The 21,701-nt window shown below is 64.3% G+C and carries 22 protein-coding genes and 1 pseudogene; 12 read left to right on the forward strand and 11 right to left on the reverse strand.

The window, feature by feature from the left end:
• Positions 1 to 121, forward strand: a pseudogene (locus ACFO3A_RS02530) (IS481 family transposase); the annotation flags it as partial.
• Between the two features lie 3 nt (positions 122 to 124).
• On the opposite strand, the gene ACFO3A_RS02535 reads toward ACFO3A_RS02530, so the two are convergent.
• A complete protein-coding gene (locus ACFO3A_RS02535) occupies positions 125 to 2,107 on the reverse strand; it encodes an ABC-F family ATP-binding cassette domain-containing protein (RefSeq protein ID WP_377723719.1) in 1,983 nt (660 codons plus the stop codon).
• Complete coding sequence (locus ACFO3A_RS02540) at positions 2,104 to 3,051, reverse strand: LysR family transcriptional regulator (RefSeq protein WP_377723721.1); 948 nt, start codon at positions 3,049 to 3,051, stop codon at positions 2,104 to 2,106. The genes ACFO3A_RS02535 and ACFO3A_RS02540 overlap by 4 nt, the downstream gene beginning before the upstream one ends.
• A gap of 89 nt (positions 3,052 to 3,140) precedes the next feature.
• On the opposite strand from ACFO3A_RS02540, the gene ACFO3A_RS02545 reads away from it, so the two are divergent.
• Entirely contained in the window at positions 3,141 to 4,154 is a 1,014-nt protein-coding gene (locus ACFO3A_RS02545) for a zinc-binding alcohol dehydrogenase family protein (protein ID WP_377723722.1), read from the forward strand.
• 39 nt (positions 4,155 to 4,193) lie between these two features.
• On the opposite strand, the gene prmB is transcribed toward ACFO3A_RS02545, so the two are convergent.
• Both prmB and ACFO3A_RS02555 read right to left on the reverse strand, forming a co-directional pair.
• On the reverse strand, positions 4,194 to 5,111 hold the full coding sequence (gene prmB, locus ACFO3A_RS02550) for a 50S ribosomal protein L3 N(5)-glutamine methyltransferase (protein WP_377723724.1): 918 nt from the start codon (positions 5,109 to 5,111) through the stop codon (positions 4,194 to 4,196).
• A gap of 36 nt (positions 5,112 to 5,147) precedes the next feature.
• Complete coding sequence (locus ACFO3A_RS02555) at positions 5,148 to 6,314, reverse strand: PilT/PilU family type 4a pilus ATPase (RefSeq protein ID WP_377723726.1); 1,167 nt, start codon at positions 6,312 to 6,314, stop codon at positions 5,148 to 5,150.
• A gap of 242 nt (positions 6,315 to 6,556) precedes the next feature.
• Here ACFO3A_RS02555 and ACFO3A_RS02560 point away from each other — a divergent pair, with 242 nt between their 5' ends.
• The gene (locus ACFO3A_RS02560) at positions 6,557 to 8,035 is read left to right on the forward strand and encodes a methyl-accepting chemotaxis protein (protein WP_377723728.1); all 1,479 of its coding nucleotides are present in this window, start codon (positions 6,557 to 6,559) and stop codon (positions 8,033 to 8,035) included.
• Between the two features lie 22 nt (positions 8,036 to 8,057).
• On the opposite strand, the gene ACFO3A_RS02565 is transcribed toward ACFO3A_RS02560, so the two are convergent.
• From ACFO3A_RS02565 to ACFO3A_RS02585, 5 genes are all read right to left on the reverse strand, one after another.
• Positions 8,058 to 8,699 (reverse strand): RnfABCDGE type electron transport complex subunit B, encoded by a 642-nt coding sequence (locus ACFO3A_RS02565; RefSeq protein WP_377723730.1) that lies wholly within the window; start codon positions 8,697 to 8,699, stop codon positions 8,058 to 8,060.
• An 11-nt stretch (positions 8,700 to 8,710) separates the two neighbouring features.
• Positions 8,711 to 10,315, reverse strand: coding sequence for a polyhydroxyalkanoate depolymerase (locus ACFO3A_RS02570; protein ID WP_377723732.1), 1,605 nt, complete (start codon positions 10,313 to 10,315; stop codon positions 8,711 to 8,713).
• A gap of 135 nt (positions 10,316 to 10,450) precedes the next feature.
• A complete protein-coding gene (dusA, locus tag ACFO3A_RS02575) occupies positions 10,451 to 11,440 on the reverse strand; it encodes a tRNA dihydrouridine(20/20a) synthase DusA (RefSeq protein ID WP_377723734.1) in 990 nt (329 codons plus the stop codon).
• On the reverse strand, positions 11,437 to 11,718 hold the full coding sequence (locus tag ACFO3A_RS02580; protein WP_377723736.1) for a hypothetical protein: 282 nt from the start codon (positions 11,716 to 11,718) through the stop codon (positions 11,437 to 11,439). Before ACFO3A_RS02580 ends, dusA begins: the two co-directional genes overlap by 4 nt.
• 63 nt (positions 11,719 to 11,781) lie before the next feature.
• Positions 11,782 to 12,288: a C40 family peptidase gene (locus tag ACFO3A_RS02585; RefSeq protein WP_377724318.1), complete on the reverse strand. Its 507-nt coding sequence runs from the start codon at positions 12,286 to 12,288 to the stop codon at positions 11,782 to 11,784.
• 323 nt (positions 12,289 to 12,611) lie between these two features.
• Here ACFO3A_RS02585 and ACFO3A_RS02590 point away from each other — a divergent pair, with 323 nt between their 5' ends.
• Positions 12,612 to 13,214: an isochorismatase family protein gene (locus ACFO3A_RS02590; RefSeq protein ID WP_377723738.1), complete on the forward strand. Its 603-nt coding sequence runs from the start codon at positions 12,612 to 12,614 to the stop codon at positions 13,212 to 13,214.
• Between the two features lie 83 nt (positions 13,215 to 13,297).
• Here the strand turns inward: ACFO3A_RS02590 and pdxH are convergent, their stop codons facing one another.
• The gene (pdxH, locus tag ACFO3A_RS02595; protein WP_377723739.1) at positions 13,298 to 13,948 is read right to left on the reverse strand and encodes a pyridoxamine 5'-phosphate oxidase; all 651 of its coding nucleotides are present in this window, start codon (positions 13,946 to 13,948) and stop codon (positions 13,298 to 13,300) included.
• A 157-nt stretch (positions 13,949 to 14,105) separates the two neighbouring features.
• Between pdxH and ACFO3A_RS02600 the strand changes: the two genes are divergently transcribed.
• Positions 14,106 to 14,651, forward strand: coding sequence for an OmpA family protein (locus ACFO3A_RS02600; RefSeq protein ID WP_377723741.1), 546 nt, complete (start codon positions 14,106 to 14,108; stop codon positions 14,649 to 14,651).
• A 105-nt stretch (positions 14,652 to 14,756) separates the two neighbouring features.
• On the opposite strand, the gene ACFO3A_RS02605 is transcribed toward ACFO3A_RS02600, so the two are convergent.
• Entirely contained in the window at positions 14,757 to 16,154 is a 1,398-nt protein-coding gene (locus ACFO3A_RS02605; protein WP_377723742.1) for an APC family permease, read from the reverse strand.
• Between the two features lie 114 nt (positions 16,155 to 16,268).
• Here ACFO3A_RS02605 and ACFO3A_RS02610 point away from each other — a divergent pair, with 114 nt between their 5' ends.
• The 7 genes from ACFO3A_RS02610 (at position 16,269) to ACFO3A_RS02640 (ending at position 21,675) form a co-directional block, all read left to right on the forward strand.
• Positions 16,269 to 16,445: a hypothetical protein gene (locus ACFO3A_RS02610; RefSeq protein ID WP_377723744.1), complete on the forward strand. Its 177-nt coding sequence runs from the start codon at positions 16,269 to 16,271 to the stop codon at positions 16,443 to 16,445.
• 50 nt (positions 16,446 to 16,495) lie between these two features.
• Positions 16,496 to 17,497: a sulfate ABC transporter substrate-binding protein gene (locus ACFO3A_RS02615; RefSeq protein WP_377723745.1), complete on the forward strand. Its 1,002-nt coding sequence runs from the start codon at positions 16,496 to 16,498 to the stop codon at positions 17,495 to 17,497.
• Between the two features lie 13 nt (positions 17,498 to 17,510).
• Positions 17,511 to 18,383: a sulfate ABC transporter permease subunit CysT gene (gene cysT, locus ACFO3A_RS02620; protein ID WP_377723747.1), complete on the forward strand. Its 873-nt coding sequence runs from the start codon at positions 17,511 to 17,513 to the stop codon at positions 18,381 to 18,383.
• On the forward strand, positions 18,380 to 19,300 hold the full coding sequence (cysW, locus tag ACFO3A_RS02625) for a sulfate ABC transporter permease subunit CysW (protein ID WP_377723749.1): 921 nt from the start codon (positions 18,380 to 18,382) through the stop codon (positions 19,298 to 19,300). Before cysT ends, cysW begins: the two co-directional genes overlap by 4 nt.
• Positions 19,301 to 19,361: 61 nt before the next feature.
• Positions 19,362 to 20,477 carry a sulfate/molybdate ABC transporter ATP-binding protein gene (locus ACFO3A_RS02630; protein WP_377723751.1) on the forward strand — a complete coding sequence of 372 codons (1,116 nt, stop codon included), beginning with the start codon at positions 19,362 to 19,364 and terminating at the stop codon, positions 20,475 to 20,477.
• Positions 20,478 to 20,550: 73 nt separating this feature from the next.
• Positions 20,551 to 21,048, forward strand: coding sequence for a disulfide bond formation protein B (locus tag ACFO3A_RS02635; protein ID WP_377723752.1), 498 nt, complete (start codon positions 20,551 to 20,553; stop codon positions 21,046 to 21,048).
• A 9-nt stretch (positions 21,049 to 21,057) separates the two neighbouring features.
• Positions 21,058 to 21,675 carry a pseudouridine synthase gene (locus ACFO3A_RS02640; RefSeq protein ID WP_377723754.1) on the forward strand — a complete coding sequence of 206 codons (618 nt, stop codon included), beginning with the start codon at positions 21,058 to 21,060 and terminating at the stop codon, positions 21,673 to 21,675.
• Positions 21,676 to 21,701 lie beyond the last annotated feature (26 nt).

Genomic DNA, 21,701 nt, shown 5'->3' on the forward strand with positions numbered 1-21,701 from the left:
CTTCGGCCGCCGACTCAAGACGCTCAAGGGCCTGACACCTTACGAATTCATCTGCAAGCAGTGGACAGATGAGCCCGAACGCTTCACGATCAATCCTATCCATCAAATGCCGGGACTGAACATCTTATGCCTCTGCCGCCTGGGTGATCTGCTCGATTTCCTCGCTCAGTTCCAGCCAGCGCTCCTCGCACTGCTCCAGCGCATCGCCCACGGCTTTCAGGCGCTTGCCGGCTTCGGCAATCTCTGCCGGGGGCAGGGGGGTGGCCAGCTTTTCTTCCAGGGCGGCTTTTTCCTCGCCCAGTTGCGCCATGCGGGCGTCGATTTTTGCTAGCTCTTTTTTCAGCGGCCTGGTCTTGTCGGCCAGCGTCTGGCGGGCCTGGGCGGCCAGGCGGCGGGCTTCGCGCGGGTCGATGGTCGGGGCGGCGGCGCTGACCGGCTCGGGGCTGGCAGCGGCATCGGCGGCCTTGGCGCTTTCTTTGGCCGCCTCGCGCAGGCGGCGTGATTCTTCCAGCAGGTAGCGCTGGTAGTCGTCCAGATCGCCGTCGAAGGTGTTCACCTGCCCGCGCCCGACCAGCCAGAAATCGTCGGCCACGGCCCGCAGCAAATGCCGGTCGTGGCTGACCAGTAGCACCGTGCCGTCGAAATCGTTCAGCGCCATCGCCAGCGCTTCGCGCGTGGGCAGGTCGAGGTGGTTGGTCGGCTCGTCCAGCAGCAGCAGGTTGGGGCGCTGCCAGACGATCATCGCCAGCACCAGCCGGGCTTTTTCGCCGCCGCTCATGCTGCCCACGCTTTGCGCCACCATGTCGCCGGTAAAGTTGAAGCTGCCCAGCCAGTTGCGCAAATCCTGCTCGCGGCTGGCCGCCGGGGCATCCGCACCCAGGTCACGCGCCAGGCGCACCATGTGCTGCAACGGGTTTTCGTCCGGGCGCAGCACGTCCAGCTCTTGCTGGGCGAAGTAGCCGATGCGCAGACCCTTGCCCTCCGTCACCTTGCCCGAAAGGGCGGTGATCTCCCGCGCAATGGTCTTGACCAGGGTGGATTTACCCTGGCCGTTGGCCCCCAGGATGCCGATGCGCTGGCCCGCCAGCACCGTGCGGCTGACGCCCTGCAGGATGGTGGTCACATCGCCCGCTTCGCCGGTGTAGCCAAAGGCCGCATCGGTAATCGCCAGCATCGGGTTGGGCAGATTGGTCGGCTCCTGAAAGGCAAAGGTGAAGTCTGCGCTGGCCAGCACGGGGGCCACTTTCTCCATGCGCTCGATCTGCTTGACGCGGCTTTGCGCCTGCTTGGCCTTGGTGGCCTTGGCCTTGAAGCGGTCGATAAAGCTTTTCAGGTGGGCGATTTTTTCCTGCTGGCGCTCGAATGCCGCCTGTTGCAGCACCAGTTGCTGGGCGTGCAGTTCCTCGAACTTGCTGTAGTTGCCGCCGTAGCGCGTCAGCCGCCCCTGGTCAATGTGCAGGGTGACGTTGGTGGTGGCGTCCAGAAACTCGCGGTCGTGGCTGATGATGATGAGCGTGCCGCTGTAGCGTTTGAGCCAGGCTTCCAGCCACACCAGCGCGTCCAGGTCCAGGTGGTTGGTCGGCTCGTCCAGCAGCAGCAGGTCGGACGGGCACATCAGGGCGCGTGCCAGTTGCAGGCGCATCTGCCAGCCGCCGGAAAAGCTGCCCACTGGGCGCTCCAGCTCGCTGGTCTTGAAGCCCAGCCCCAGAATCAGCGCCTGGGCGCGGGCCGTGGCGTCGTGCGCCCCGGCGTCCTGCAAATCCGCGTGCAACTGGGCAATCTGCATCCCGTCGCCCGTCACCTCCGCCGCCGCCAGCCGCCCTTGCAGCCCCTGCAGGCGCGTATCGCCCGCCAGCACAAAGGCGGTGGCGCTGTCGTCGGTATCGGGCAGGTGCTGGGCCACCTCGGCCATGCGCCACTGCGGGGGAATGAAAAAGTCGCCGCTGTCTTCATGCAGCCGCCCTGCCAGCAGCGCAAACAGCGAAGACTTGCCCGCGCCATTGCGCCCGATCAGGCCGACATGCTCGCCGGGATGGATGGTGGTGGAGATACCGTCCAGCACCAGCTTGGTGCCCCGGCGCAGGGAGATGTTTTTCAGGGAAATCATGGGGGCAGGATTATCGCCGTGCCTGCTGTGCTGCCGGGGAAGGCTGCGCCGATCCCCTGCAGCGCCTGGGCCAGATGCTCCACCAGCGCCCGCACCCGGCGGGGAACGAAGCGGCTGCTGGGCAGCAAGGCGTGCAGCGGGTAGGGGGCCGTGCGCCAGCCGGGCAGCAGCGGCACGAGGCGGCCGGCACGCAGGTCGGCCTGCAGGTCGATGTGGGATTTGAGGGCGATGCCATGTCCGGCCACCGCCCACTGGCGGGCCAGGGAAGCATCGTCCGTGCTGCGGTTGCCCTGCACGCGCACTTCCTGCCACTGGCCGCCGCGCTCGAAGCGCCAGACGGCGTGCAGCCGCCCGCTGCGCTGGGAGGTCAGGCAGTTGTGCTGCAGCAAATCCTGCGGGTGCTGGGGCGTGCCGTGGCGGGCCAGGTAGTCGGGCGCGGCGCAGGCCAGCGGCCGGGCATCGGCCAGGTGCCGGGCCACCAGGCGCGAGTCGGCCAGCTCGCCGTAGCGGATGGCCACGTCCACCGCATCGTGCAGCACGTTGCGCGGCTGGTCGCCGACGGCCAGCGACAGTTGCACGCCGGGGTGCCGTGCCAAAAAATCGTCCAGCAGCGGCAGCAGCACCTGCCGCGCCAGATCGGACGGTGCCGCCAGCCGAACGGGGCCGCGCAGTGCGGCGTGTTCGCTGTCGAGCTGGGCTTCGGCCTCGTCCATCAGCTCCAGCGCCCGCTGCATCTGGCCCAGCCAGCCCTGCCCGGCCGGTGTGGGGCGCACGTTGCGGGTGGAGCGCTCGAACAGGCGTGTGCCCAATTGCCCCTCCAGCCGCTTCAGTGCGGCGCTGGCGGTCTGGGGACTCAGCCCCAGGGCGTGGGCTGCCGCCGTGATCGAGCCGTGCCGGGCAATGTGCAGCGCCAGTTGCACGTCGAGCAGATTTTCAATTTTCATTTGAAAGTGATTCTTTGAAGTGATGGATTATCAATCCTTGCTGGATAGCCTAGAGTACGCTCATCCGTTCCACTCTTCCCCCTGAAATCATGAAAGCCATTGCCTTTACCCACTGTTTGCCCGCCACCGATGCCGCTGCCTTGCAGGACATCGAACTGCCCCGGCCGCAGCCCGGCCCGCACGACCTGCTGGTGCGCGTCCATGCCGTCTCGGTGAACCCCATTGACACCAAGGTGCGCAGAACCGCCCCGCCGGCCGAGGGCCAGCCGCGCGTGCTGGGCTGGGATGCGGTGGGCACGGTGGAGGCGCTTGGCCCGCAGGCCAGCGGCTTTGCCGTGGGGGACCGTGTGTATTACGCCGGGGCCATCAATCGCCCTGGCAGCAATAGCGAGTGGCAGCTGGTCGATGCCCGCATTGCCGCGCACGCGCCGCGCAGCCTGGGCGATGCGCAGGCTGCCGCCCTGCCGCTGACGACGATTACTGCGTGGGAGTTGCTGTTCGACCGCCTGGGCGTGCCCCAGGGCGGCGGGGCCGGGCAGACGCTGCTGATCGTCGGCGGTGCGGGCGGTGTCGGCTCCATGCTGATTCAGTTGGCGCGGCAATTGACGCAGTTGCGCGTGGTGGCCACCGCCTCGCGGCCTGAAACCGTGCAGTGGTGCCGGGAGCTGGGGGCGCACGATGTGATCGACCACCGCCAGCCGCTGGCCCAGGCGCTGCGCGAACAGACCGGGCTGGCCCAGGTGGAACTGGTCACCAGCCTGACGCAGACCGACCGGCACTTCACCCAGATCGCGGAACTGCTGGCCCCGCAGGGGCGGCTGGCCCTGATCGACGACCCGCAGGCCGTGGACATCCGGGCGCTCAAGCAGAAATCCATCGCCCTGCATTGGGAGTCGATGTTCACCCGCTCGCTGTTCCAGACCGCCGATATGCCCGTGCAAGGGCAAATCCTGGCCACTGTCGCCAAGCTGGTGGACGAGGGCCGCATCCGCAGCACCCAGCGTCAGCACCTGGGCCGCATCACCGCCGAAAACCTGCGCCAGGCCCATGTGCTGCAGGAGAGCGGCACCAGCATCGGCAAGACGGTGCTGGAGGGGTTTTGAGGCCGTAGGGGTAAAAAGCTCAATACGTGGCGCAGTGCGTCACGGTTGCAGCTCCAGCAGCGCCTGCCGGGTTATCAGTAGTACCTGATCGGCCCCGGCGCTGGTGTCCAGCCAGAACACCGGCAAACCGGGAAAGGCCGCTTCAAAAAAGGGCCGTTCGTTGCCGATTTCCAGCACCAGCACGGCGTTTTCCGTCATGCAGGCGGGGGCGGCTTGCAGCAGGGGGCGGATGAAGTCCATGCCATCGCTGCCCCCGGCCAGGGCCAGTTCGGGTTCGGCCAGATATTCGGCGGGCAGCCGCCCCATGCTGGCGCTGTTCACATAGGGCGGGTTGCACAGGATCAGGTCCCAGGGGCCGGGCGTTTGCGCCAGACCGTCGGACTGCACCAGGGTGACGCGCTGCTGCAAGCCGTGCCGGTCCACGTTGATGCGGGCCACGGCCAGGGCGTCGGGCGAGATGTCGGCGCCGGTGACGCGAACGTCGGGCCAGGCCATGGCTGCCAGGCAGGCCAGCGAGCCGTTGCCGGTGCAAAGGTCAAGCACCTGCCGGGTCTGGTCGGAGAGGAAGTCGTCGATGCTGCCGTCGGCCAGCAGCTCGGCAATGAAGCTGCGCGGCACGATGGCGCGTTCGTCCACGTAGAAGGGCACGCCCACCAGCCAGGCTTCGCGCGTGAGGTAGGCGGCGGGTTTGCGGCTGGTAATGCGCTCTTCAACAAGCGTAGCTACTTGCGCTTGCTGGGCGGGCGCTACAGGCTGATTTTCTATGGAATTTTCATCGTCGCCCAGGGCGCTGTCCAGCGGCAGGCCCAGGCGCCAAAGCACCAGCCAGGCCGCTTCCTGTGCCGCATCCAGGGTGCCGTGGCCAAAGCCGACGCCGGCATCCTGCAGGCATTGGGTGGCGGTACGAATAAGTTGCCCCACGGTGGTGCCGTGGGGCAGGGTGTAGTGGTGTGTCATGCGCTGAAGTGAAAGGGCGCGAAGGCGGGAGAACGGCTAGGACTTGCCTTCGGTGTCGAGTAGGAAATCGTGGAACGAGGCGCTGGAGATGGCCGGGATGGCCTGGGCCTGCTGTTTGGGTTCCACGGTTTTTTTGGGGGCAAAGGCGGCATTTTGCAGGCGCCAGGTCAGGTTGGTGGGCGAGTCGGCGTTGGCCAGCCCTTCTTCGCGGGAGATGGTGCCGCTCTGGATCATGCGGCACAGGTCTTCTTCAAAGGTCTGCGAGCCTTCGGCCATGGATTTTTCCATGTAGTCGCGCACGCCGGAGAAGTCGCCTTTCTCGATCAGTTCGGACACCAGCTTGGTGTTGAGCAGCACTTCCGCAGCGGCAATGCGCCCGCCTTCGACGGTGCGCACCAGGCGCTGGGTAATCACGGCCTTGAGCGAGGAGGACAGGTCGCCCAGCAGGGTCGGACGCACTTCGACGGGGTAGAAGCTCAGGATGCGGTTCAGCGCGTGGTAGCTGTTGTTGCCGTGCAGGGTGGCTAGACACAGGTGGCCCGATTGGGAGTAAGCGATGGCGGCGGACATGGTTTCGCGGTCGCGGATTTCGCCGATCAGGATCACGTCCGGCGCCTGGCGCAGGGCGTTTTTCAGGGCGATCTGCATGGACTGGGTGTCGGAGCCGACCTCGCGCTGGTTGACGATGGATTTCTTGTTGCGGAATTGAAATTCGATCGGGTCCTCAATGGTCAGGATGTGGCCGCTCATCTTTTCGTTGCGGCTGTCGATCATGGCGGCCAGCGAGGTGCTTTTGCCCGAGCCGGTGGAGCCGACCACCAGAATCAGCCCGCGCTTTTGCAGGATCAGCTCGCCCAGCACGGTGGGCAGTTGCAGCGATTCGAGCTTGGGCACGTGCTGCGAGATGAAGCGGATCACCACCGCGATCGAGCCGCGCTGGCGCATGGCGCTGATACGAAAGCGCCCCACGCCTTGCAGGGGCACGCCGATGTTCAGCTCCCCCGTTTCCTTGAGGGTTTCCATGTCGCGCGGCGTGACGATTTCCGCCAGCAGCGAGCGCGGCCCGTCCGGGGGCAGCAACTGGTTGTTGATGGGCAGGCACTCGCCGTTGATTTTGATGAGCACGGGCGAGTTGACGGCCAGATAAACGTCCGAAGCTTTTTTGTCGGCCATTAAACGCAGGATGCGCTCCATCGTACTCATACATACCTCTCGTAAATTCAGGCAGGGGGGATTGTGCGGGATGTCGGCACGCTTTTGGGGATTGCGCCCGGGTTCCGGGGCGGTATGCAAAATTTACTGACGCTGCACTGACATTCTCAGGCTTTCTTTATTGTTGGAATCACTAGGTGACCCTAAAGAACTTCATGTAATAAAGTGTTGCCAGGATTCAGGTATTTCTCGCCTGAAAAGGAGTTCAGACAGTGCTTGTGACGGCGCCAGCCATGTGGATGTTGAAGCGATTGGGGCTGAAAGGCAAGTTTGCCCTGGTCAGTGTTTTAGGGGTCGGCAGCATCGCGGCAGTGTGCTGGGCAGCCAATGATTTGGCGGCGGGGCAGGCAATGCTGGTGGCGCTGGCGGCTGCGGTGGTGCTTCTTTACTTTTTGTGGGCCTTGCAATGCAGCCTGGCCAGACAGTTGAGCCAGCTGGCCCAGGCCATGGAGAAAACCACGATCGGGGATTTGACCGTGCGGGTCGAGCCGGAGGGCCAGGACGAGCTGGCGCAGATGGCCCGGCTCCTGGACAAGATGGTGGTGGCCCTGTCCAGCATGGTGGCCGACATCCTGAGCAACGCGGCCCTGGTGTCGTACACCGGCTCGTCGCTGCTGCGCGACAACGAGCTGCTGGCCGAGCGTACCGACCAGCAGGCCAGCAACGTGGTGCAGACCGTCTCCAGCGTCGAGCAGATCACTGCCGTGGTGCAGAACAATTCCCAGGCCGCCACCGCTGCCGAGCAGCAAGCGCAGCAGGTGCGCACCAGCATGGATGCGGGGGTGGCGGTGATGGACAAGGCGGTCGGCTCGGTCGAGTCGATCGAGCGCAATGCCAGCCGCATGTCCGAGATCATCGGGGTGATCGACGGCATTGCGTTTCAGACCAACATCCTGGCGCTCAACGCTGCGGTCGAGGCGGCCCGTGCCGGGGAGCAGGGCCGGGGCTTTGCCGTGGTGGCTTCGGAAGTGCGCACCCTGGCCCAGCGCTCTGCCGACGCGGCCCGGGAAATCCGCGGGCTGATCGAGGAATCGGTACGCCAGGTCAGCGACAGCACCCGGCTCATCCGGCAGGCCGGGCAGGACATGCGCAAGGTGGCCCAGGGCATTCACGACGTGGCCGGGCACGTGCAGGCCATCGCCCAGTCGACCAGCGAGCAGGGGCACGGGCTGACGCAGATCAGCCAGGCCATTCACCAGATCGACCAGCTCACTCAGGACAACGCACAGATGGTGCGTGCCGTGGTGCAGCAGGCGCAAAGCCTGGAGGCCCGCGCGGGCACGCTGGGGCAGGCGGTCGATGGCTTCATCCTCCAGCAAGGCAAGCCGCAGGAGGCCATGCAGCTGGTGCAGCGGGCGGCGGATTTGCGCCGCAACCATGCCGCAGGGCCGCAGTTCTGGAAGATGCTCTCCGACCCGCAGCAAGGCTTGTTCAACAAGGATATGTATGTTTTTGTCCTCGATGCCCTGGGCAACTACGTGGTCTTTGCCGGCAATCCGGCCAAAGTCGGCACCAGTGTGAACGATGTGCCCGGCGTCGATGGCCCCGGCCTGCTGCGGGCCATCGTGGCCCAGGCGGAGTACGCGCCCGGCTGGGTGGAGTACGACTTCACCAATCCCGCCTCCGGGAAGGTGCAGACCAAGATGTCCTACGTGCGCAAGCTGGACGACGGCTACCTGGGCTGCGGCGTCTACAAGAAATTCGCGGGCTGATCGGGAAACCGGGCCGCAGTCACTACACCGGCGGCGTGCGCCGCGCCCGCGCCTTGGCCAGGGCGTTGGCAATGGCCGAGGCTTTGGCGCTGGCCGGATCGGCCCGAGCGGGCAGGGCAGCCTGTGGCGCAGCCGGCGGCGGTGCCAGCCGCGCCTGGTGCCGGGCGTAGCGCTGGCGGGCCTGCATGGCCTGTGCCTCGCTCCAGGCCTGCCAGCCGCTGGCCCCGGGCGTGACCACTTCCAGTTGAATGCAATCGACCGGACAGACGGGAATGCACAGTTCGCAGCCCGTGCAGTGCGCAGCCATGACGGTGTGCATGTATTTGTTCGCCCCCAGGATGGCATCGACCGGGCAGGCCTTGATGCACAGCGTGCAGCCGATGCACCAGTCTTCGTCGATGCGGGCCACGGTCAGCGGCCCTTCGATGCCGAAGTGCGGGTTCAGCGGCTGCTCCGGCTGACCGGTGAGGGCGGCCAGACGCTGCACGCCTTCCTGCCCGCCGGGAGGGCATTGGTTGATGGCCGCTTCCCCCGCAGCGATCGCCTGGGCGTAGGCAGCGCAATCGGGGTAGCCGCAGCGCGTGCACTGGGTTTGCGGCAGCGTTTGGTCAATGAGAAAAGCCAGCCCGGCCAGGGCTGGCTTTGGTGCGGAGGACTCGGGCATAGCGCCGTAGTTTAGCGCTTGGCGTTACGCCCTTTGTCCTTGCGCGAAGGCGCTGCGGGCCGCGCAGGCACAGGCTTGGCGACGGGCGCAGCCGCTGCTGCAGGGGGGGCCGTCGGCGTTGCCGAAGCAGCCGGCACAGCCGCAGATTTGGCAATTTCTGTAGCTTCTTCCGCAGATTGCAGCTTGATTTCAGATTGATTGTTGTCTGAAATCTTTTGTTCACCAGCGGAAGGTGCTACTTTATTTTCATCAGGGGCTGCCTGGACGGTTGCCACCTGCGCTGCGGCAGGCACAGGCGTGGATGCCGGTGCGGGCGTTTCTGCTGTTTTGGCCGCTGCGGGCTGCGCAGCGACTTGGTGGTGGCGCAGGATGAAGTCCCGCACCTGCGGATAGACCACATTGCGCCAGCGGCTGCCGCTGAAGATGCCGTAGTGACCGGCACCGGCGATTTCCAGGTGCTGGCGGGCATCCTGGGCGATATTGGCGCACAGGTCATGGGCCGCCTGGGTCTGGCCCAGGCCGGAGATGTCGTCCAGCTCGCCCTCGATGGTGAGCAGGGCGGTGGTACGGATGTCCTGCGGGCGCACGCGCTCCAGTTGCCCTTCGGGGTTGCGGATGTCCCAGGTGCCGCGCACCAGGCTGAAGTCCTGGAAGACCACGCGGATGGTTTGCAGGTAGTAGGGCGCATCCAGGTCCAGCACGGCGTTGTATTCGTCGTAGAACTTGCGGTGCTGCTCGGCGCTGGCCTCGTCGCCGCGCGTCAGGCTCTTGAAATAGTCGTAGTGGCTGCTGGTGTGCCGGTCGGGGTTCATCGCCACGAAGCCGGTGTGCTGCAAGAAGCCGGGGTAGACCCTGCGGCCTGCGCCGGGGTAGTTGTCCGGCACGCGGTGAATGACGTTGTTCTCGAACCACTCGAAGCTGCGCTGCATGGCCAGGTTGTTCACCGAGGTGGGCGAGCGCTGGGCGTCGATCGGCCCGCCCATCATGGTCATGGTCAGCGGGGTGGTCTCGCCCCGGCTGGCCATCAGCGAGACGGCGGCCAGCACCGGCACGGTGGGCTGGCACACGCTGATGACGTGGCAGTTGCCGTACCGTGCCTGCAGGTGGCGGATGAATTCCTGCACGTAGTTGATGTAGTCGTCCAGGTGAAATTCCCCTTCGGACTGGGGAATCATGCGGGCGTTTTTCCAGTCGGTGATGTAGACCTTGTGGTCGCCCAGCATGCTGCGCACGGTATCGCGCAGCAGGGTGGCATAGTGGCCGGACAGCGGGGCCACGATCAGCACGGCCGGCTGGGTCAGCAGGGTGTCCAGCGTGGCGGGGTGGTCGGAAAAGCGCTTGAAGCGGCGCAGCTCGCAAAACGGCTTGTCGATTTCCACGCGCTCGCGGATGGTCACGTCCACGCCATTGACCTGCACGGCGGTAATGCCGAACTGGGGTTTTTCGTAATCCTTGGCCAGACGGTAAAACAGGTCGAACGCCGCCACGGTGCGCTGCGTGATGGCCGACTTGGACAGAGGGGTCAGGGGGTTGCTGTAAAGCTTGGCGGTGGCTTGCGCAAAATCTGCAAACGGCTCGAGAAGGGCGCGTTGTGCTTCGTAGATGTGGTACAGCATGAATTTGAAAAAATGTTGCGGTGCAGCAAATATAGCAAGAGCGACTTTTCTCTGGCAAGAGGTATCGCTTTTCTTGACATTTGATTTTTTAAAAGAGATTTTGAAAAGTCTTAGTGCAATAAGGGTGTTTTGCTATCAACTTGCGTCAGGCCGAGTGTTGGCGATTTGCGAAACTTCCTGCGCAGAAAAGTCTTTCAAACGATGATTGCTCCAGGTCTGGCGCCAATGGCGGGCGCCGGGCAGGCCGTGGCGCAGGCCCAGCATGTGCCGCGCAATGGCGTACCAGTGCGTGCCGTGCGCGGCGGCTTCGCGCTGCATGTAGGCGACCATCTGCGCCTCCACCTCCTGGTGGGTCAGGGTGAAGGGCGCTGCGCCGAAGAACTGCGCATCCCACCGGGTCAGCCACCAGGGGTTGTGGTACGCCTCGCGCCCCACCATGACCCCATCGACCCGGGCGAGCTGCTCGGCCACGGTGGCGCTGTCCCTGATGCCGCCGTTGATGGCAATCGTCAGGTGCGGAAAATCCTGCTTGAGCCGTGCCACCACGCCGTAGCGCAGCGGTGGAATGTCGCGGTTTTCCTTGGGGGACAGGCCCTTGAGCCAGGCATTGCGGGCATGAACGATGAACACACCGCAGCCTGCCTCGGCCACCGTGCCGACGAAGTCGCGCACAAAGGCATAGCTTTCTTCCTGGTCGATGCCGATGCGGTGCTTGACGGTGACGGGGATGTCCACCGCATCGCGCATGGCCCGGACGCCATCGGCCACCAGATTCGGCTCGCGCATCAGGCAGGCGCCGAAAGCGCCGCGCTGCACACGCTCGCTGGGGCAGCCGCAGTTCAGGTTGATCTCGTCATAACCCCAGTCCTGTCCCAGCCGCGCCGCGCGGGCCAGATCGACCGGTTCGCTGCCGCCCAGTTGCAAAGCCACCGGGTGTTCCTCGACGTTGAAACGCAAATGCCGCGCCACGTCGCCATGCAGCAGCGCCCCGGTCGTCACCATCTCGGTATACAGCAGCGCCCGGCGCGAAAGCAGGCGGTGCAGGTATCGGCAATGCCGATCACTCCAATCGAGCATCGGCGCCACCGAAAGCCGCCAGGGCGAGTGCGATGCAGCGGCGGTCATGGATTGGTGTTCCAGCGGGTTTTGAAGTCGAACTCCAGCCGTTCGCAGTCTTCCTTGCCTTTGAAGTGAAGCGGCTTGTCGTCGTCGGGCTTGCGCTGCAACTCTTTCCAGCACTGGCGGATGGTTTCGCGCTCCACCCATTGCGCCTCGGTGTCGGGCGAGGCGGTAAACAGCACTTTGCTGACCAGCATCAGGATGGCAAAGAAACCGACCGGCAGGCCGATGGCCCAGCGTACTACGTTGATTTTCGAGGGGTCTTTTTCGGCAGGTGCGTTCATGGTGATCAAGCCCAATGCAAAAAGCCTGCTTCGGCAAAGCAGGCTTCAGGGAAGTGAATTATTTCAAGGTGCCAAGGAATAGTTGGCCTGTCCGGAAGCCGTCAGGCCAGGGGCGGTTGCCACACGGCGAGCGCCATTGAAACGGGTACGCCAGTACCGGGTATCCATGCTTTCGATTCGCACGCTGGCGCCGGAACGTGGGGAATGGATGAACTTGCCTTCTCCGAGGTAAATACCGACGTGGCTGAACGTTCTGCGCATCGTGTTGAAGAACACCAGGTCGCCTGGGCGCAACTCGTTTTTCTCGATCTTGGTGGTGGCTTTGGCCTGGTCGCGGGCCACCCGGGGCAGCACCAGACCCAGGGCCTGGGCGTAGACGTTGCGCACAAAGCCGCTGCAGTCAAAACCGGATGCGGCGTTGCTGCCACCACGGCGGTAGGGGGCACCGATCAGCCCCATGGCGGTACTGATGAGCTGCCCGGTGCGGTTGGCAACGGCTTCGCCCGCATGGGTGATTTCCGGCAGCCAGTCGTGTTTGGCGGCCACGTTGGGGGTGGTGCCTGCCGGCATGGCAGCGAACGATTCTGCGGCGATATCCAGATCCAGCGTCAACGGCGCCGTCATCGGGGCGAAGGTGTCTTCCAGCGCGTAGGAAAAGGACTGCACCAGGGTGGCGTTCTCGGCGACCGGGGCGGTTTGTGCCTGGGTGGCGCAGCTGGCAAACAGCGTCAGAGCAAAAAGGCATCGGAAAAAAGGCATCCGGCAAGGTTACCACGTTTGTTTTTCGTAGCGCAGGCCTTGAAGGCCTGAAAAACGGTAAAAATGCCCGCTTTCCCCGTGCCCGATTGGGTCGAGGTGCGGGCTGTGAATAGGGCGTTTGAAGGAGATGCGCAATGCTGTTGGATGTCGATGAATGCCAGTTGGTGCTGGTCGATTACCAGGAAAAATTGATGCCGGCGATGCTCGGCGGCGAGCAGGTCGTGGCCAACGCCTTGAAGTTGGCCCAGGCCGCGCGTTGGCTGGCGGTGCCGGTATGGGCCACCGAGCAGAATCCGCAGAAGCTGGGCGGCAACGTTCCGGCGCTGGCAGCGCTGGCCGACAAAACACTGCACAAGATGAGCTTCAGCGCTGCAACGCCAGAGCTGTTGAACGCCTTGCGCCCCCCGGCGCGTGCCGCATCGGGCAATGCACGCAGCCTGCCCAAGCATTTGCGCAAGCCCCAGGAGGCCGAGCCCGAGCGCCCCACCATCGTGCTGGCGGGCTGTGAAACCCATGTGTGCTTATTGCAAACGGCGCTGGATTTATTGACCGAAGAAATGGATGTCTGGGTGGTCACCGATGCGTGCAGTTCCCGCACCGAGCGCAACCGCGATGCCGCATTCGACCGTTTGGCTGGTGCCGGTGCCGAGCTGGTGACAACCGAAATGGTGCTGTTCGAATGGCTGCGTGATTGCGAGCATCCGCAGTTTCGCGAGATCCTTCAATTGATTAAGTGATGGCTTAGAACCTGTTCACGCCCGCAAGGCAACCCAAAGCCGCACTCGTCGTTGCGCACCTTTCTTAGATCGTAAACACGTTCTTACGGCGCCAGGCGTTCGCGCCGCCAGGCCCCGGCGTCATCGGCAAGGTAGCGCAGCCGGTCGTGCAGGCGGCTTTTGCGGCCTTGCCAGAACTCCCACTGCTGCGGCACCAGCCGGTAGCCGCCCCAGTGCGGGGGGCGCGGCGGGTTGAGCAGAAACTGGGCGCCGTACCTGGCGGCGTTGGTCACCAGCACGCTGCGGCTGGCGATCACCTGGCTTTGCGGGCTGGCCCAGGCGCCGATGCGCGAATCCAGTGGGCGGCTGTGGAAGTAGGCGTCGCTTTCTTCGGCGCTGACTTTTTCGACCCGGCCTTCGATGCGCACCACCCGCTCCAACTCCACCCAGTGAAACTGTAGTGCTGCAAACGGCACGGCAGTCAGCTCCTGGGCCTTGCGGCTCTGGTAATTGGTGTACCAGACGATGCCGCGCTCGTCATAGCCCTTGATCAGTACCACCCGTGTGCTGGGGCGCAGGTCGCCACTGACGGTGGCCAGCGTCATCGCATTCGGGTCGGGGAGTTCGGCGTTGATGGCTTCTTGCAGCCATTGCTCGAAAAGTGCGAGGGGATTGCCGGGGGCGCTGGATTCGTTGAGCTGCGCACGGCCATAGCTTTTGCGCAACTGGGCGATGGTATGGGGTAGGTCGGACATAAGAGTGGGCAAAGGAGAGGCCGCCCGATGTATGGGCGGCGCGTCGATTGTGCCACCAGGGTGGGTCACTACAATGGCGCTGCGCGGGCGTCGGCCTGGAGCCGTCCGGCAGGCTCTTGCTGCGCCTGATTCCATTTTTATTTCAAGGAGTTCCTTTATGTCCCGTGCGACAGACGACGATGATCAGCAACGCTTTGCGCTGGGTCTGGTGTTTACTTTGGTAGCCGTTGTGGTGGCCAGCGTGGTGGGTTTTGCCGCCTACCGCAGCACCGGCCCGTCTGCCGCAGGTGCGGATGCCGCCGCAGCCATGGCCGTGGCCCCGGCACCCGCAGAGCCGGCGGCCCTGGCGCCTGCTGCCGTGGTGTTGACCGAGCAGGCCGCCGTGCGGGTCGATGGCAATGTCGTCAAGTTCTTTTTTGCCACGGGCAAGACCGAAGTTGCCGCAGGTGCGCACGATGCGCTGGTCGATGTCGTCGAAGGGGCCAAGGCGGGCAAGCGCGTACAGATTTCGGGTTTCCATGATGCGACGGGCGATGCCGCAGTGAATGCCGATCTGGCCAAGCGCCGCGCCCAGGCGGTGCGCGATGCCTTGCAGGGGCTGGGCGTGGCAGAAGCCCAGATCGAACTGGCCAAGCCTGCGCAAACCCTGGCCAGCGGCAGCAACGACGAAGCCCGCCGCGTGGAAGTCTTTCTGCTCGACTGACCGTTCGGCTGTGCTTTTTGCCGAGTGAAAAAAGGCCGCTTGCCCAGTATGCAAGCGGCCTTTTGCGTTTTTGCATGGCTGGTGCACGCCAGCCATGCAGGGGCATCAACGGTCGAAATCTTCCTCGTGCAGCTGGGGGGCCGCGCGGCGAAAGCCCTTGGTCAGCCAGCCCAGGTAAATCAGCCCGACGGCAGCCCAGGAGATACCGGCCTTGAGCGAGGTTTCCTCCACTTCCAGCCACAGGGCGCCGATCGAGGCAAAGCCCAGCAGCGGCATGACGAAGAACTGCCAGATGTCCCGGGGCGTTTTCAACCGGCCATCGCGAAAGCCGTAGCTGCTGATGACCGACAGGTTCACGAAGCTGAACGCCGTCAGGGCACCGAAGCTGATCAGGGCGACGACGAACTCCAGGCTCAGGAAACCGGCGGTCAGGCACACCGCGCCGGCCAGCCAGATGTTGTAGGAAGGGGTGTAGCCCTTGGCCGAAATGTGGCCGAAGAAGCGTTTGGGCAGCACGCCGTCACGGCCCATGACGTACATCAGGCGCGAGACGCCCGCATGGGCGGCAATACCCGAGGCCATGACCGTCACGATGGCGAAACTCAGCACCACCGACTGGAACAATGCGCCGCCAACCAGCAGCAGGATTTCCGGCTGGGTTTCGTCCACCAGCTTGAAGTACTGGGCCGGGTCGCCGGGGAAGAACAGTTGCAGGAAATAGGTGCTGAAAATGAACAGCAGGCCGGAGATCAGCGCCGTCAGGAACATGGCCTTGGGCAGCGTCTTCTTGGTGTCCTTGGTTTCTTCGGCCAGGGAGCTGAGGGAGTCGAAACCGGTGAAGGAGAAGCACAGAATCGTCGCCCCGGTCACCAGTGCGCCCACCTGGGTTTTTTCACTCCAGAACGGGTTGAAGCTCCACAGCCCGTCCGCGCCCTGGCCGGCAATCGCGCCCAGGGCGTTTTGCCCGGCAGCGAGCTTTTCGTAGATCAGGAAGGTGAAGATGCCGATGATCAGAATCTGCAACACCACGATCAGGCTGTTGAAGTTGGCCACGAAGCGGATGCCGCGCAGGTTCACGCCCACCATGAACAGGGTCAGCCCGATGATCCAGACCCAGTGGTTCACCTCGGGGAACATGTCCGTCAGGTAAATACGCGCCAGCAGGATATTGACCATCGGCGAGAGCAGGTAATCCAGCAGCGACGACCAGCCCACCATGAACCCAGCGTTGGGGTGGATGGACTTTTGCACGTAGGTGTAGGCCGACCCGGACGAGGGGTACTTGCGGATCATGTGCCCGTAGCTGATCGACGTGAGCAAGACCGCGCCCAGGGCGAACATGTAAGCGGTGGGAACGTGCTGAAGGCTGTCGCGCGACACCATGCCGAAGGTGTCCAGCAAGGTCATGGGCTGGATATAGGCCAGGCCGATCATGATGACCTGCCACATGACCAGGGTTTTTTGCAAGCGGGCGACGGCGTGGGGAGGGTGCGAGGGGCTCACGGCAGTGCTTTCCTGACGGGTTAGAACAAGGGGGGCTTGGCGCCGGGACGGTGGGAAGCCGGGCAGGCAAAGTGCGTGGCGTGATCGATGGTGTGCGGGGCGGGGCGCTGGGGCATGGGAATCCTGCAAGCAAACACCCTGCTTGCGTGGGCAGAGCAGGGTGGTGGGGTTTTTGGAAAAAAGCGCCGGATTCTACACAGCCGCTGCCATTGGCCCGGGCTGCCAGGTATTGCAGCAATCTTTATTCAAAAATGGAATAAACAAAAAAAAATATATTGTTTTGAGTTTTAAGTACGGATTTGCACAATCGTCGCATTCATAACACTTCAGGGATGCCTGCGATGCTCTCCACCACTGTGAAATCTGTTGTTTTGGCGGCCGCCTTGGCCATCGGCGGTACGGCCCTGGCGCAGGACAAGCTTCTGAACGTCTCCTACGACGTGGCGCGGGAGTTCTACAAGGACTACAACGCCGCCTTCGTCGCCCATTACAAGAAGACCACCGGCAAGGACGTGAAGATCGACCAGTCCCACGCCGGCTCCAGCGCCCAGGCCCGTGCCGTCAATGACGGGCTGGAGGCCGACGTGGTCACCTTCAACACCACCACCGACGTGCAATTCCTGGCCGACAACGGCGTGGTCGCCAAGGACTGGGCCAGCCAGTTCCCGCACTCGGCAGCGCCTACGGCCTCGACCATGCTGTTCCTGGTGCGCAACGGCAACCCCAAGAACATCAAGGACTGGGAAGACCTGACCCGCCCGGACGTGAAAGTCGTCGTCGTGAACCCGAAAACCGGCGGCAATGGCCGTTATGCCTACCTGGGCGCCTGGGGCAGCGTGCGTGAAAAGGGCGGCAGCGATGCCGATGCGGCCGATTTCATCGCCAAGCTCTACAAGAACGTGCCCGTGCTGGCCAAGGGCGGGCGCGATGCCACGGCCACTTTCCTGCAACGCAACATCGGCGACGTGCTGATCACCTTTGAATCGGAAGTGGTGTCGGTCGAGCGCGAGTTCGGCAAGGGCAAGGTCGATGCCGTCTACCCCTCGGCCAGCATCATTGCCGAGAACCCCGTTGCCGTGGTGCAGCGCACCGTGGCCAAGCGCGGCTCGGGTGCGCTGGCCAAAGCCTATCTGGACTACCTGTATTCCGACGAGGCCCAGGAAATCGCCGCCAAGCACGCCATCCGCCCCCGCTCCGAAGCCGTGCTGAAAAAGCACCAGGACCAGTTCAAGCCCATCCAGCAGTTTGCCGTGAGCAAGTATTTCGGCTCCCTGGCCGAAGCGCAGAAGGTGCATTTCAACGACGGCGGTCAGTTCGACAAGCTGTACCAGGGCGCCAAGTAAGCAAGGGCTGGCAATGACTTCCATGGTGCTCGGCGCGACCGCCGACCGCAGCCCGCGCAAAGGCCCGGGCCGGGTGCTGCCCGGCTTTGGCCTGAGCCTGGGCTACACCCTGTTCTACCTCAGCGTGATCGTGCTGATTCCGCTGCTGGCGCTGTTCCTGAAAACCTTCACCATGACCTGGCCGGACTTCGTCTCTGCCGTCACGGCCCCGCGTGTGCTGGCGGCGTACAAGCTCTCGCTCGGCGCGTCGCTGCTGGCGGCCAGCGTCAATCTGGTGTTCGGCCTGCTCATCGCCTGGGTGCTGGTGCGTTACGAATTTCCGGCGAAAAAGCTGGTCGATGCCCTGGTCGATCTGCCCTTTGCCCTGCCCACGGCAGTGGCCGGCATTTCGCTGACGGCGCTGCTGGCCGGCAACGGCTGGGTCGGCCAGTACCTGGAGCCGCTGGGCATCCAGCTGGCCTTTCAGCCCGGCGGGATCGTGATTGCGCTGATCTTCATCGGACTGCCCTTCGTGGTGCGCACGGTGCAGCCGGTGTTGCAGGACTTTGAAAAAGAGCTGGAAGAAGCCGCCACCAGCCTGGGCGCCAGCCGCTGGCAGATTTTCAAGCTGGTCATCCTGCCCAGCATCACCCCCGCGCTGCTCACCGGCTTTGCCATGGCCTTTGCGCGGGCGCTGGGCGAATACGGCTCGGTCATCTTCATCGCCGGGAACATGCCCATGGTTTCGGAAATTACGCCTCTCATCATCATCGGCAAGCTGGAGCAGTACGACGTGCCCGGCGCGACGGCCGTGGCCGTCGTCATGCTGGGGATTTCGTTCGTGATGCTGCTGGTCATCAATCTGCTGCAAGCCTGGCAGCGCCGCCGTGCGGGGATGCAAGCATGAGTGCCCCATCTACTACCGACAACCGCCGTGCCCAGGCGGGCACGACCGAGGCGGCCTGGATACGCTGGCTGCTGATCGGCCTGAGCCTGGCCTTTTTGCTGCTGTTCCTGGTGCTGCCCCTGGCCGCCGTCTTTACCGAGGCGCTGCGCCAGGGCTGGGACGCCTACCTGGACGGCCTGCGCGAACCCGATGCCTGGTCGGCCATCAAGCTGACCCTGCTCACGGCCATCATCGCCGTGCCGCTGAACCTGGTGTTCGGCGTGGCGGCGGCGTGGTGCATTGCCAAGTTCGAGTTTCGCGGCAAGGCCTTCCTCGTCACCCTGATCGACCTGCCGTTTTCCATCTCGCCCGTCGTGGCCGGCCTGATGTACGTGCTGGTGTTCGGGGCCAACGGCTGGTTCGGCGGCTGGCTGGCGGCGCACGACATCAAGATCATCTTCGCCGTGCCGGGCATCGTGCTGGCCACCGTGTTCGTCACCTTCCCCTTCATCGCCCGCGAGCTGATTCCGCTCATGCAGGCACAGGGCAACGACGAGGAGCAGGCCGCCGTGGTGCTGGGCGCCAACGGCTGGCAGACCTTCTGGTACGTCACCCTGCCCAACATCAAATGGGGGCTGGTGTACGGCGTGATTCTGTGCAATGCCCGGGCGATGGGGGAGTTTGGCGCGGTCTCCGTCGTCAGCGGCCACATCCGGGGGCAAACCAACACCATCCCGCTGCACGTGGAGATTCTCTACAACGAGTACCAGTCCGTCGCTGCCTTTGCCGCCGCATCGCTGCTGGCGCTGCTGGCCCTGGTCACGCTGGTCATCAAGACCGTGGCCGAATGGAAGGCCGAGCAGCAGCTGAAGGCCGCCGCGCAATTGCCGCCGGAACGGCCAGCTACCATTGAAGTAGCTGCTACCGCTGGTATTTAAACGTTTTCATATATAAAACAACCTAAGTTTGTTGATTTACAAGCGGTAAAAGCTATTAAAAATGAGTATTGAAATACGCAATATCGACAAGCGCTTCGGCAATTTCCACGCCCTGCGCAATGTGAACCTGGATATCGCCTCCGGCGAGCTGGTCGCGCTGCTGGGGCCGTCGGGCTGCGGCAAGACCACGCTGCTGCGCATCATCGCCGGGCTGGAAGCGCCGGACAGCGGCAGCATCCACTTCAGCGGCCAGGACACCACCGGCGTGCATGTGCGCGAACGCGGCGTGGGCTTCGTGTTCCAGCACTACGCCCTGTTCAAGCACATGAGCGTGTTCGACAACGTCGCCTTCGGCCTGCGCATGAAGCCGAAAAAAGAGCGCCCCAGCGAAGCGCAGATTCGCGCCAAGGTGATGGAGCTGCTCTCGCTGGTGCAGCTCGAATGGGTGGCCGAGCGCTTTCCGGCCCAGCTCTCCGGCGGCCAGCGCCAGCGCATCGCCCTGGCCCGCGCCCTGGCCGTGCAGCCGCAGGTGCTGCTGCTGGACGAACCCTTCGGCGCACTGGACGCCAAGGTGCGCAAGGAGCTGCGCCGCTGGCTGCGCCGCCTGCACGACGAGTTGCACGTCACCAGCATCTTCGTCACCCACGACCAGGAAGAGGCGCTGGAAGTGGCCGACCGCGTGGTCGTCATCAACCAGGGCCAGATCGAGCAGGTCGGCACCCCGCAGGAAGTGTGGGACAACCCGGCCAGCCCCTTCGTCTACGGCTTCCTGGGCGACGTGAATTTGTTCCAGGGCCGCGCCCACGACGGCAGCGTCAAGTTCGACACCGGGCTGGAGCTGACCAGCGCCGAAGCCCAGGGCGCCAACGACGCCCAGGCCTGGGCCTACATCCGCCCGCACGAGCTGGACGTGGCCCGCCCCGTGCCCGGCCACACCGATGCACCCGGCGGGCTGCGTGCGCAGCTGGACCGCGCCATCGTCGTCGGCCCCGTCGCCCGGCTGGAACTTATTGCGCAGGATGCGCCCGAAGTGACCCACAATCGCGCTTCGGAAAAGCTCATCGAAGCGCACATTTCCGCCCACCAGTTCCACACCCTGGGGTTGCGCGAAGGGGAGACGCTGATCGTCACCCCGCGCCGCGCCAAGGTCTTTGTCGATCAAGGGGCTGGGATTTAATCGGCCTTGCAGACCTTGGAACGTAAACACGTTCTTAGGCGGGCTGCAGGGCAGCTTTCATGCAAGGACTTTTATGCAGTGGATTTTTACGGCCCCGCGCCGCGCCCTGGCACTGGTCAGCGCCATCTGTGTTGCCATGCTGGCCTTCGGCCTGTACCTGCAGCACGCCGTGGGGCTGGACCCCTGCCCGATGTGCATCGTGCAGCGCTATGCCCTGGTCGGCGTTGCCATCACCACCGGGCTGGCCAGCCTGAAGCCGCAAACGCTCTGGATCAAACTCTGGAGCCTGCTGGCCCTGCTGCTGGCCGGATTTGGCGCGTTTACAGCCGCCCGCCAAAGCTGGCTGCAGTGGAACCCGCCGGAGTTCGCCACCTGCGGGCGCGACTTTTACGGCATCGTTGAAAACTACTCCTTCAGCCGCGCATTGCCGATGATCTTCCGGGGCTCGGGCGACTGCTCTGCGGTGGACTGGACCTTTCTGGGCGGCACCATCGCCAACTGGTCGTTCCTGTGGTTCAGTGCCTTTGCCTTGTTCCTGCTGGCGCTGCTGGTGCGCCGCAGCCGTGCCTGATTGGCGTCGATGCCGCGCTACATCCTGTTCCACAAACCCTACGGGGTGCTGTCGCAATTCACCCCGGAAGACGGCGCACGCAGCCTGGCCGAATTTGGCCTGCCCGGCGGACTTTATCCCGCAGGCCGCCTGGATAAAGACTCCGAAGGGCTGCTGCTCCTGACCGACGATGGCCCGCTGATCGCGCAATTGCTGAATCCCCGCAACGCCAAGCCCAAAACCTACTGGGCCCTGGTCGAGCGCGTGCCCGATGCCGCTGCCTTGCAACGCCTGCGCAGCGGCCTGCGCATCGAGGACTACCAAACCCGGCCCTGCCAGGCGCACATCCTTACGCCCCAGCCCGAGGTGGCCCCGCGCGATCCGCCCGTGCGTGTGCGCAAGACGGTGCCGGACGTATGGCTGGAAATCACCGTGGTCGAAGGCAAAAATCGCCAGGTGCGCAAAATGACCGCCGCCATCGGTCACCCCACGCTGCGGCTGGTGCGTCGCAGCATCGCCAACCTGGCATTGGGCGATCTGCCCCCCGGCCAGTGGCGCGAAATTGCCCGCGCCGACATTGCCTGGGGCCAGGCCGTGCAAGGGCGTGCTGTGCAAAAAAAGCCACATTCGGCACAGTGGCGTCGGTAAAAACCCGGGGCAGCACGGCACAATGC

The sequence above is a fragment of the Comamonas nitrativorans genome (genome assembly GCF_042654765.1).
Lineage (GTDB): Bacteria > Pseudomonadota > Gammaproteobacteria > Burkholderiales > Burkholderiaceae_C > Comamonas > Comamonas nitrativorans.